7 protein-coding genes are annotated in these 11197 nt (G+C 73.6%); 3 read left to right on the plus strand and 4 right to left on the minus strand.

The window, feature by feature from the left end:
* Positions 1 to 2: 2 nt before the first annotated feature.
* The 3 genes from ABCQ75_RS02790 to ABCQ75_RS02800 all read right to left on the minus strand — a co-directional run bounded on the left by ABCQ75_RS02790 (position 3) and on the right by ABCQ75_RS02800 (position 2736).
* Positions 3 to 671, minus strand: coding sequence for a methionine ABC transporter permease (locus ABCQ75_RS02790; RefSeq protein WP_345882995.1), 669 nt, complete (start codon positions 669 to 671; stop codon positions 3 to 5).
* On the minus strand, positions 668 to 1693 hold the full coding sequence (locus ABCQ75_RS02795) for a methionine ABC transporter ATP-binding protein (RefSeq protein ID WP_345882996.1): 1026 nt from the start codon (positions 1691 to 1693) through the stop codon (positions 668 to 670). The genes ABCQ75_RS02790 and ABCQ75_RS02795 overlap by 4 nt, the downstream gene beginning before the upstream one ends.
* Before the next feature lie 335 nt (positions 1694 to 2028).
* On the minus strand, positions 2029 to 2736 hold the full coding sequence (locus tag ABCQ75_RS02800; RefSeq protein ID WP_345882997.1) for a 3'-5' exonuclease: 708 nt from the start codon (positions 2734 to 2736) through the stop codon (positions 2029 to 2031).
* Between the two features lie 91 nt (positions 2737 to 2827).
* Between ABCQ75_RS02800 and ABCQ75_RS02805 the strand changes: the two genes are divergently transcribed.
* From ABCQ75_RS02805 to ABCQ75_RS02815, 3 genes are read left to right on the plus strand one after another with little or no spacing between them, the layout of a single operon-like run.
* Positions 2828 to 3220 carry an MGMT family protein gene (locus tag ABCQ75_RS02805; protein ID WP_345882998.1) on the plus strand — a complete coding sequence of 131 codons (393 nt, stop codon included), beginning with the start codon at positions 2828 to 2830 and terminating at the stop codon, positions 3218 to 3220.
* Positions 3217 to 6471: an ATP-dependent helicase gene (locus tag ABCQ75_RS02810; RefSeq protein WP_345882999.1), complete on the plus strand. Its 3255-nt coding sequence runs from the start codon at positions 3217 to 3219 to the stop codon at positions 6469 to 6471. The genes ABCQ75_RS02805 and ABCQ75_RS02810 overlap by 4 nt, the downstream gene beginning before the upstream one ends.
* The gene (locus tag ABCQ75_RS02815) at positions 6468 to 9929 is read left to right on the plus strand and encodes an ATP-dependent helicase (RefSeq protein ID WP_345883000.1); all 3462 of its coding nucleotides are present in this window, start codon (positions 6468 to 6470) and stop codon (positions 9927 to 9929) included. Before ABCQ75_RS02810 ends, ABCQ75_RS02815 begins: the two co-directional genes overlap by 4 nt.
* Here ABCQ75_RS02815 and ABCQ75_RS02820 read toward each other — a convergent pair.
* Positions 9915 to 11075, minus strand: a complete 1161-nt coding sequence (locus tag ABCQ75_RS02820; protein WP_345883001.1) for a phosphotransferase — start codon at positions 11073 to 11075, stop codon at positions 9915 to 9917. The two genes, ABCQ75_RS02815 and ABCQ75_RS02820, sit on opposite strands and share 15 nt — an antisense overlap.
* Between the last annotated feature and the right edge of the window lie 122 nt (positions 11076 to 11197).

Genomic DNA, 11197 nt, shown 5'->3' on the forward strand with positions numbered 1-11197 from the left:
CGTCAGCGGTGGTCGAGGCGGCGGCTGATCCAGTCGCCGAGCAGCTGGATGGCCTGGACGAGGATGACGATGATGACGAGCACGACGAGCATCACGGCCGTGTCGAAGCGCTGGAAGCCGTAGTTGTAGGCGAGCTTGCCGAGGCCTCCGCCGCCCACGAGGCCCGCCATGGCGGAGTAGCCCACGAGGGTGACCACCGTGGTGGTCGTGGCTGCGGCGAGCGCGGGCATCGACTCCGGGAGGAGGACCTTGCGGACCACCTGCATGTGGGTGGAGCCCATGACGAGTGCGGCGTCGACCTTTCCGTGGTGCACGTCCCGCAGCGCGGTCTCGACGAGCCGCGCGAAGAAGGGGATGGTGCCCACGGACAGGGAAACCGAGGCCGCGATGGGCCCCAGGCTGGTCCCGACGAGGAACCGCGCGAGCGGGATGAGCGAGACCATGAGGATCGCGAACGGGATGGAGCGGGTGATGTTCACGACGATGTCGCTCAGCACGCGATAGGCGACCGGCATGGGCCGGAGGCCGCCCGGCGCCGCGACGTGCAGGAAGACGCCGAGGGGCAGGCCGATCAGGACCGTGACGAGCCCGGAGATCCCGACCATCTGGAGCGTCTCGAGGACCGCCTCGGGCAGGGCCTTGGCCAGGACGGGGTTGTCGAGGAAGTTCACAGCTCCCCCTCTCCGGCCTCGGCGGCCTCGGCGGGGTCGATGGCCTTGGCGGTGACGCCCTGGCCGCGCAGGTAGTCCAGGACGGCGGCGGTGTCCGCGCCGGGGGAGAGCTGGACCCGGAGGTGGCCGAACTGGGTCCCCCCGATCGTCTCGACGCTTCCGGCGAGGACGTTGAGGTCGATGTCGAAGCGGCGCGCGACGCCCGTCAGGACGGGCTCCTGCGCCGACGCCCCGGTCATGAGGATGTCGACGACGTCTCCTCCTCCGGCGCCGAGGACGGGCTCGGCGGGCGGGAGGGGGAGGAGGGCCTTCGCGAGCCTGCTGTCGAGGCGGGCCGCAACATCGGTGAGGGGGCCGTGCTCGACGATCCGCCCCTTCTCGAGCAGCGAGACGGAGTCGCAGATGCGCTTGACCACGTGCATCTCATGCGTGATGACAACGACCGTGAGGCCGAGCCGGTCGGTGAGGTCGCGGATGAGGTCGAGGATCTCGTCCGTGGTGGCGGGGTCGAGGGCCGAAGTGGGCTCGTCGCACAGGAGCACGTCCGGATCCGCGGCGAGGGCGCGCGCGATTCCGACGCGCTGGCGCTGGCCGCCCGAGAGCTGGGACGGGTAGGCGTTCTCGAAGCCTTCGAGCCCCACAAGGCGCAGGAGTTCGCGCCCGCGCTCGCGGATCGTCTCCTTCGGCGTTCCCGCGAGCTCGAGGGGGTGAGCCACATTGCCAGCGGCGGTGCGCGAGTCGAGGAGGTTGCCGTGCTGGAACACCATGCCGATCCGGCGCCGGGCTGCCCGGACCTCGGAGTCCTTGACGGCGCTCAGCACGGTCCCGTTGATGTCCACCGACCCGGATGTCGGGCGGTCGAGCAGCGTCAGGCAGCGGACGAGGGTGGACTTGCCGGCGCCGGAGTGGCCGATGATGCCATGGACCGATCCTTGTGGGACCGAGAGCGAGACGCCATCGAGGGCGACGATCTCGCGCTTCCCCTGGCGGTAGACCTTGCGGAGGTCGGTGACTGTGATCATGGAGCCCTAGGGTGGCGGGACGCGCCGCGGGGGCGCTGGGACGGAACTTAATTATGCCGTTGCCCCGGAGTCACGCTTGATGTGGGCTTTGATTCGCATCTCTGCCTGATCGATCGAACGATCTTCGGCCTTGGGAGGAGCCCCTGCCGACGGTTCAACTACCGGGCGCGGGGTCGAACGATGAGCCGGCTCCGTCCGTGGCGGCAGCGGTCACAATCCGTGTGAGAAATGTCTCGTCCTCCAGACGATGCTGGACGCCGCGTCCCCAGACGGCTAGCTCTCGTCCCGGTTTCACGCGCTGGGGGCGGCGCGGAATCCGGCACCCGCGCAGGGCCTCAGAAGCCGCCGCGACCCTCGTCCTGGGGTGCGAGGACCGGCCAGTCGCCCTCGACCACGGCCGTCGGCTTGGTGCGGCGCAGGTAGGACTGGAAGTCCGCGGCCTGGGCCGCCGACCAGTCCACCTGGCTCGTGTGCAGGTGGGCCGCTGGCCTGTGGAGCTCGGGGAACCGGGACGCCATGGCGTCGAGGAGCTGTGCGGCCGCGAGCGCGTCCGCAGCAGAGGTGTGGGCCTCGGTGAGCATGACGCCATACTGCTCGCAGAGGGCACTGAGGGTGCGCTTGCCCTTGCGGTACTTCTCGACCTGCTTGTTGATCACGTAGGGGTCGAGGACCGGGAAACGGGTGAGCTGCGGGACTCCGTGGCGCGCGCACTCGGCTGCCATCACCGTGAAGTCGTAGCACGCGTTGAACGCCACGACCGGGATCCCGCGGTCGAAGAGCCCCTGCAGCGTCTCGGCCACCTCGGCGACGACCTCGAGGGCGGGCCGGCCCTCCGCCCGGGCCTTCTCGGTGGTGATGCCGTGGACCTCCGCGGCCTCCGCCGGGATCTCGACCCCCGGGTCCGCGAGCCATTCGTGCTCGGATTCGACGCTGCCGTCCGCGCGCAGGACGGCGATGCTCGCCGTCACGATCCGGGCCGCACGGGAGTTCCGTCCCGTCGTCTCGAGGTCGAAGGCTGCCCTGGGCTGGGTGTTCCACGTCATGCGAGACAGGCTAGGGCCCCTCACCGACATTCCTCGCCTCGGCGCACCGGATCGGCGCGGATCGGCGGCCGGCTCCCACTAGGCTGGAGCGATGCGGGAAGAGTTCGTCGAGGCGGTGCTCGCCGTCGTCGGCCTCGTGCCGCCGGGCTCCGTGCTCGCGTACGGGGACGTCGCCGAGCTCCTCGGCTCCGGCGGACCCCGCCAGGTGGGCGCCGTGATGTCCCGCGACGGCGGCGAGGTGCCCTGGTGGCGCGTGGTGAGGGCCAGCGGAGAGCCGCCCCAGGGCCACGAGCGGCGCGCCCTGGCGTGCTACGAGGCCGAGAGCACGCCGCTGCGCGGGGACCCGCGCAACGGCCCGTGGCGAGTGGACATCGCGCGGGCGCGCTGGGCCCCGACGCAGGCTGAACTCGCCGCGGTCGAGGCGGTCGCCGAGCTTCTCGCAAGCCGGGAAGTGTCAGACCCCCGCGGTGGAATGGAGCCATGACCACGGCAGCGAACATCCCGGCCCCTGCCCTCGAGGCTCCCACAGGCCTCCGCCTCCTGCCGCCGGTTCCCCGCGCCGGCGGGCGCACATGGCAGCCGTCCGAGGACCAGGCGCGCGTGCTGTCCCTCCGGCAGGGATCCGGCCCGGTGCTCGTCTGGGGCGGACCTGGCACAGGCAAGAGCTCGGTCCTGGTCGAGGCCGCGGCGCTCCGCGTGGAACGGGACGGCCTGGATCCGGCCGGGGTGCTGCTCGTGGCACCCTCGCGGGCGGCGTCCGCGAGGCTGCGCGATGCCTTCACTGCACGGCTGGACCGCAGCCTGAGCGCCCCGCCTGCGCGCACGTGGTCCTCGTACGCCTTCGACCTCATCCGGCGCGCCCGCGCCGAGGGACGCCTCGACTGGCTGCCCCGTCCGCCGAAGCTGCTCTCGGGTGCCGAGCAGGACCTCATCGTCAAGGAGCTCCTCGAGGGCCACCGGGCCAGCGGCCGTGGCCCGCAGTGGCCCCCCGGCTTCGAGCAGGCCCTCGGCACGCGCGGCTTCCGGCAGGAGGTCCGGCAGCTCTTCGACAGGGTCACCGAATACGGCACGACGGCGGACGAGCTCGCCGAGCTGGGCGAACGCGCCGGGCGGCCGGAATGGGCCGCGGCAGCGCAGCTCTACGCCGAGTACCGGGACGTCCTCGAGCTGCGCATGCCCGAGGCCTTCGACCCGGCCGGGATCATCACGGCGGCGCGCCAGATCCTCCTCGAGGACCGGGACCTCCTGGCCGAGGAGCGCGAGACGATCTCGTTCCTCGGCGTGGACGACGTCCAGGAGTCCAGCCCCGCGGTGCTCGAGCTCCTTGCCGTGCTCGCCGAAGGGCAGGACGTGATCGCCACGGCCGCGCCGGACGTCGTCGTGCAGGGATTCCGGGGTGCGCGCCCCGAGCTCGTCCCGCGTCTGCGCGGGCTCCTCACCGGGCTCTCGGGACCCGCGCTGACGGAGCTCTCGCTCACGGCCTCCCACCGTCTGCCGGCGGGGATCGCGCAGGCCTGGGAGGGCCTTGCGCAGCGGATCTCCGCCGTTCCGGGCGGTCAGGCGGCCCGGCGGCTCGCCGTCGCGGGGCGTGCCGGTGCGGACACGCCCAGCGTCGAGGCCCACGTGCTGCACTCGTCGCTGCACGAGCTGCGCTATCTCGCGCACCGCATCCAGGACGCGCGCCTGCTGGGCGGGGTCGACTACGGCGAGATGGCCGTGATCGTGCGCTCGGGGGCCAAGCTCGAGCAGGTCCAGCGCTTCCTCGCAGGCCAGGGCGTTCCGGTCAAGGTCCCTGTCGCGGAGACCGCCGTGCGGGACGAGGCCGCCGTGAGGCCGCTCCTGTCCGCGTACCGCATCGCCCTCAGCCCGTCCGAGCTCACGGCCGAGTCCGCTGTCGCGCTGCTCACCTCGCGGGTGGGCGGCGCGTCCGCCCTCGAGCTGCGCAGGCTGCGCCAGTCGCTGCGCCAGCTCGAGCTCTCCGCCGGAGGCGGGCGGACCAGCGACGCGCTCCTGGTAGAGGCCCTCGAGATCCCCGGGGTCCTCGAATCGCTCGGCATGGAGGCCCAGGCAGCCCGCCGCGTCGCACGGATGCTCGCGCGCGGGCGAGCGGCGGTGGCAGAGCCCGGCGCGACGGCCGAGACCGTGCTCTGGGCGCTCTGGGATGCGGCAGGCCTCGCCCGGCGCTGGTACGGCCTCGCCCTCGCGGGCGGCCCGCTCGGGCTGCGCGCGGACAGGGACCTCGACGCCCTCATGGCGCTCTTCCACACGGCCGAGCGGTACGTCGACCGGCTGCCCGGGGCCTCGCCGGCCCAGTTCCTCGACTACCTCACGGAGCAGGAACTGCCCATGGACACGCTCGCGCCGCGCGCCCAGTCCGAGGACGCCGTCGAGCTCCTGACCCCTGCCAGTGCGGCCGGCCGCTCGTGGCGGCTCGTGTTCGTCGCGGGCCTCCAGGACGGCGTCTGGCCCAACACGAGGCTGCGCGGCGAGCTCCTCGGGAGCACGCTCTTCGCAGACTGCCTCGAGCTCGGCGTCGTCTCGGCCCTCCTCGTCAGCACGCGCTCACGCCTGACCGACATCCGCTACGACGAGCTTCGCAGCTTCTCTGCGGCGGTCTCCCGGGCCTCGGAACGGCTCGTGTGCACGGGGGCGTCGAACGAGGACGAGGTGCCCTCGCCCTTCCTGGACTACATCGACCCGCTCCCCGAGGGCACGGCGGTGCGGCCGTTCAGCCCGGTGCCGCGCACGCTGGGGCTCAGGCCGCTCGTGGGCGAGCTGCGCCAGTCGGCGGAGGCCGACGACGCCGACGCGGCCCACGCCGTCGCCCTCCTCGCACGCCTGGCCCGGGCCGGTGCCCCGGGTGCCCATCCGCACGAGTGGTATGGCCTCGCGCCGCTGAGCAGCACCGGCCCGGTCGTGCCCGAGGACGGCACCGTGTTCGTCTCTCCGTCCAAGGTGGAGGCCGCGACCAAGAACCCGCTCGACTGGTTCGTCTCCGCCGCGGGCGGCGAAGCAGCCACGGACTTCGCCCGGAGCCTGGGCACGCTCGTCCATGCGCTAGCCCAGGAGCTGCCCGCGGGAACGCGCGAGCAGTACACCGCCGAGCTGCGCCGCCGCTGGCCCGGCCTCGGGCTGCCGGACACGTGGGAGGGTGAGGTCGACTTCGAGAGGGCCAGTGCCATGGTCGCCAAGCTTGCCGAGTACGTCCGCACCAACGCGCGCACGCTCCTCGGGGTCGAGGTGGACTTCGAGGCGCCGCTAGCGCGGCTCGGGACGGCCCCGATCGCCGCACGCACCGTGCTGCGCGGCCAGGTGGACCGGCTCGAGGCGGACGAGGACGGGCGGATCGTCGTCGTCGACCTCAAGACAGGCCGGAGCAAGCCCAAGGCGTCGGAGATCGACGAGCACGCCCAGCTCGCGGCCTACCAGGTCGCGGTGGTCGTGGGCGCGTTCGCGGAGGCGCTCGCGCAGGCGGCCGGAGCACCCGGGGACGGCTCGTCGACGGGAGGAGCCGAGCTCGTCCAGCTCGGCGACGGGACGGCCCGGCTCTCGGTCCAGCAGCAGGCCGCCTTCGAGGATCCCGCATGGGCGGTCGCGCTGGTCGAGCGTGCCGCCGAGGCGATGTCCGGCGTGAGCTTCGAGGCCCGCCACGAGCCCGGGGCGGCGCACGCCCGCGGCTGCCGGCTCCCTGAGATCTGCCCACTGTGCACCCGAGGAAGGCAGGTCACCGAATGAGCGAGACCCCGGCCCACGGCGTCGACGACCGGCCCGTCGAGGACCGGCCCTTCGGAGTGGCAGGGCTGCCCGATCCCCGCTTCACACCGGAGGACCTCGCGGACCTCCTCGGCCAGCACCGGCCAACCCCCCAGCAGTCCGAGATCATCTGCTCGCCCCTCGAACCGCGGCTCGTGGTCGCGGGCGCCGGCTCCGGCAAGACGGCCACCATGGCGGACCGAGTCGTGTGGCTCGTCGCGAACGGCTGGGTCCGCCCGGACGAGGTCCTCGGCGTGACGTTCACGCGCAAGGCCGCCGGCGAGCTCTCCGCGCGCATCCGCGCGCAGCTGGCCAGGCTCGCGCGCCATGCCCGCCGCGGCGTGGAAGGCATCGCGGCGGCCGCCGCGGACCCGGAGGCCCTCGATCCCACCGTGTCCACGTACCACTCGTTCGCCAACACCGTCGTGCAGGACCACGGCCTGCGCCTCGGGATCGAGCGCGATGCGGTCCTCCTGGGCGCTGCGCAGTCGTTCCAGCTCGCCGCGCGGGTGGTGGAGGCGTACGACGGCGGCACGTGGCCCGGGTTCCCCGCCAAGAGCACGCTCGTCTCGGCTGTGCTCCAGATGGCCGGCGAGTGCGCCGAGCACCTGCGCGAGCCGGGCGAGGTCCGCGACTGGCTCGAGGGAGAGGCGGAGAGGTTCGAGGCCCTTCCGCTCTGTGTGGGCCGGGGCGGCCCGCGCACCGCGGCGGCCGCGCTCCTGGGCACCCTGCGCGGCCGCGCCGCCGTGGCCGGCCTCGTAGAGCGCTACGCGGAGGCCAAGCGCGCCCGCGGCGCCCTCGACTACGGCGACCTGGTCGCCCTGGCCGCGCGCGTTGCCACGACTGTCCCCGAGGCGGGGACCCTGCTGCGGGAGCAGTACCGCACGGTGCTCCTGGACGAGTTCCAGGACACCTCCCATGCCCAGATGGTGCTCTTCTCCACCCTCTTCGCCGGGGGCCACGCCGTCACCGCGGTGGGGGATCCCAACCAGTCGATCTACGGCTTCCGCGGCGCCTCGGCAGGTCAGCTCGAGAGCTTCCCGCACAGGTTCCCGCGCGCCGACGGTGACGGCTGGGCACCCGCATGGACCAGCCACCTCACGACCGCGTGGCGCAACGGTGTGGCCATCCTGGGCACGGCCAACACGGTGGCCGCACCGCTCGCGGCCCCGGCCTCCTTCGCAGCGGGGGAGCGGGGCGTGGACGTGCACCGGCTTGAGCCCCGGCCCGGTGCGGACGAGGGTCGCGTGGTGCTCGGACGGTTCACCGACGAGCATTCCGAGGCCGCGGCCATTGCCGACCAGCTCGAGGCCTTCGGCCGCTCGTGGCCTCGCTCCCGCCCAGGCGCAGGCCAGGGCGACGGGGCCGAGGGGCCGACCATGGCCGTCCTGTGCCGCAAGCGGTCCCAGTTCGCGGCCATCCGCAGGGAGTTCGAACGGCGGGGCATGGCCTTCGAGGTCGTGGGGCTCGGGGGGCTCCTCGACACCCCTGAGATCGTGGACATGGTCTCCACGCTGCGGGTCATCGCGGACCCGGGCCGCTCGGATGCCCTCATGAGGCTCATGGCCGGCGCCCGGTGGCGGATCGGGCCTGCGGACCTCATGGCCCTGGCCGACTGGTCCAGGCACCTCGCGGCACTGCGCGCCTCCGCGGCGCGCCCGGCCGAGCAGGACCTCGACGCGCCCGGCACGGCCGAGGAGGTCCTCGTCGAAGGAGACCTCGCCGAGGCGTCGAGCCTCGTCGAGTCGCTGGACCGGCTCCCGCGCGCCGGCTGGGTCTCCGGAGCCGGCAGGTCCCTGACGCAGGAGGGGCTCGACCGGCTCGGGCGGCTGCGGGACGAGCTCCGGGCGCTCCGTTCGGTGGCCGGGGACGATCTCGGCACCGTGATCTCCCACGTCGAGCGCGCCCTCCTGCTGGACATCGAGCTCTCCGCGCGGCCGGGGGCCTCGGTCCATGAGGCGCGCCGCCACCTCGACGCCTTCCAGGAGGCCGCTGCGTCCTTCCTCGCCCAGTCCCAGTCCTCGGACCTCCTCGCGTTCCTCGCGTGGCTCGAGGCCGCGGCCCAGGAGGAGTCCGGCCTCGACATGGCGCCGGCCGAGCCGAGCCCCGGGGCCATCCAGCTGCTCACCGTGCACGCCTCGAAGGGGCTCGAGTGGGACGCGGTGGCGGTGGCCGGCCTCAATCGGGGGATGTTCCCGGGTGGGGGGAACGACCGCTGGACGAGCGGGCACGCGGCGCTGCCCTGGCCGCTGCGCGGGGACCACCGGGACCTGCCCGAGTGGGACACGGGCTTTCCTGACCAGAAGGGCTGGATCGAGTCCGAGAAGCTCCTGGCCGAGGACGCCACCGAACACTCTGAGCGCGAGGACCGCCGCCTCGCGTACGTCGCCTTCACGCGGGCCCGGACCCTGCTGGTCGCCACCGGCTACGGCTGGAGCGCCACGCGGAGCCGGCCCATGGAGCCCTCCCCGTTCCTCGCCGAGCTCCACGAAGCCGCCGAGGAGAAGGGCTTCGGGATCCTCGCGTGGATCGCCGAGGACGAGCTCCCCGAGGAGAACCCGCTGCGCGCGGAGGCAGAGCGCGCGGTCTGGCCCTACGACCCCCTGGAGGGACCGGTCGATGCGGCGACCGGCGCACGGCTGAGCCTCGCACCCGGCAGGCGCGGCCGGGTGGAACATGCTGCAGCCCGAGTGCTGGAGGCTTTGGCCGCGGACCCGGGCCGTGCCGGCGACGATGCCTCCTGCGCGGAGGCACTGCCTCCCGTAGGGCCGCGGGCACAGGCGTGGGCGCGCGAGGCGGAGCTGCTCCTGGCGGAGGGGAACCGGGCCCGCACCGGGTCCACCGTCCGGCTGCCCGAGCACGTCTCGGCGTCCACACTCGTGGCGCTCGACGAGGACCCTGACGCGGTGCTGCGCCAGCTGCGCCGCCCGGTGCCCCGCCGCCCCGGGGTGGCGGTACGCCGCGGCACCGCATTCCATGCGTGGGTCGAGGAGCACTACGGCACGAGCGCAATGCTCGACCTCGAGGGACTCGAGAGCTCGGACGAGCACGTCGACGAGGCGTACGAGCTGCGGGATCTGGTCGAGGCGTTCCAGCGGACCCCGTGGGCGCACCGGCGGCCGGCGCACATCGAGGTCCCGATCGAGACCAGGGTGGGTCCCGTCGTCGTGCGCGGCCGCATCGACGCGGTCTTCGCCGACGCGGACGGGGGCTGGGAGCTCGTGGACTGGAAGACGGGCCGCGCCCCGTCCGGGGCGGCGGCGCGGCACCGCGCCGTCCAGCTCGCGGTGTACCGCCTCGCATGGTCGCGGCTCCAGGGAACGCCCCTGTCCAAGATCCGGGCTGCGTTCTGCTACCTCGGGGACGGGACTGTGGTGCGCCCCGACGGCCTTGCAGGCGAGGCGGAGCTCGAGGCGGTCATCGCCTCAGCGTTCGGATGAGTCCCCGGCGCTGCCGAAGAGCGTGGCCCGCGGGCCCATGACGGTGACGACCGGGCGGGCGGAGGCCGCCTGCTCCACCACCGGTGCGCCGCTGAGACGGACCGGATCCGGCGCAGAGCCGCCTTCGGGCCCGGATCCACTGCTCGCACCCTCGTCGTCCACGGGATCCTCCGGGTCGGCGCCCTCGCGTTTCCCGTCCCGCCCGTCGTCGTTCTGGCCCTCCCCTTCGAGGTCGGCGGCCTCGATGTCCTCGGCGAGCTGCCCGAGCATCTCCTCACCGTCAGCGGCCGCGGCGCCGTCCCCGAGGGCGAGCGCCTTCACGAGGTACTGGGCGAGCGCGAACTCGGCCGCGAGCGCCGCCCTCCGGGCCAGCTGCGGGTTCACCGGCTCGCTGCGGGCCGCGTGGTAGGAGGCGAGGACCGCGTCGATGAACGCCGGCTCATTGGAGCCCACGAGCCACGCGAGGTCGTCGGCCGGGTCCCCGATGCGCAGGTCGGTCCAGCCGGTGACCGCCGTGACGCGGTCGTCCTCGATCATGAGGTTGTCCTCGTGCAGGTCGCCGTGCACCACCGTCGGGTTGAAGCGCCACAGCGTGACGTCCTCCATCGCGTGCTCCCAACGGCGCAGGAGCACCGCAGGGATCTTCCCGGTCGTCGCGGCCTGGTCGAGCTCGTTGAGGCGGCGCTGCCGGAACTCGTTGGCGGTGTAGACCGGGAGGTCCGCGCGGTCCACCACGCTCTGGGGGAGGGCATGGACGGCCGCGAGCGCGCGCCCGATCTCCTCCGCGAGCCTCGGTCCCGCGGTCGCGAGCTCGTCCAGCTCCCGCACGGCGCCGGTCAGGTTCGTGTAGACGCACGTCGTGAGCCCGTCGATCCGCACGGTTCCGGCCACCGCGGGCATCTGGAAGGGAAGCTCGGCGCGGATGGAGGGCTCGAACGCGCGCAGCACGAGCATCTCCGTCTCGAGACGCGCGCTCGCCTCGGTCCCGCGGGGGGAGCGGATGCGCCAGCGCCGGCCGTCCGGCGTCTCGAGCAGGGCGGCGTCGAAGTCCGTCGCGTCGTCCGGGGAGGGGGCGACCGCGGTCGGCCGCAGTCCGGGGACGGCGGCGGTGGCGAGGGCGGCCAGCTCGAGCGCAGTGCGTTTCATCCCCTCCACGGTAGCCCCGCGGCCGACCCCGGCCGTGGCGGGTGCACGGCGAGTCGCCACAGCGCCCCCATCCACAGCCGGGCCGGCCGGTGTGACGGGTGTCGGAGACGGTCAGTACCGTA

The organism is Sinomonas halotolerans, assembly GCF_039615075.1.
Classification (GTDB): Bacteria; Actinomycetota; Actinomycetes; order Actinomycetales; family Micrococcaceae; genus Sinomonas; species Sinomonas halotolerans.

Excerpts from the sequence above, each read along its gene's own strand:
- ABCQ75_RS02820 (WP_345883001.1), bottom strand. The coding sequence starts at position 11,075 with ATGAAACGCACTGCGCTCGAGCTGGCCGCCCTCGCCACCGCCGCCGTC.
- ABCQ75_RS02795 (WP_345882996.1), bottom strand. The coding sequence starts at position 1,693 with ATGATCACAGTCACCGACCTCCGCAAGGTCTACCGCCAGGGGAAGCGC.
- ABCQ75_RS02800 (WP_345882997.1), bottom strand. The coding sequence starts at position 2,736 with ATGACGTGGAACACCCAGCCCAGGGCAGCCTTCGACCTCGAGACGACG.
- ABCQ75_RS02815 (WP_345883000.1), top strand. The coding sequence starts at position 6,468 with ATGAGCGAGACCCCGGCCCACGGCGTCGACGACCGGCCCGTCGAGGAC.
- ABCQ75_RS02805 (WP_345882998.1), top strand. The coding sequence starts at position 2,828 with ATGCGGGAAGAGTTCGTCGAGGCGGTGCTCGCCGTCGTCGGCCTCGTG.
- ABCQ75_RS02810 (WP_345882999.1), top strand. The coding sequence starts at position 3,217 with ATGACCACGGCAGCGAACATCCCGGCCCCTGCCCTCGAGGCTCCCACA.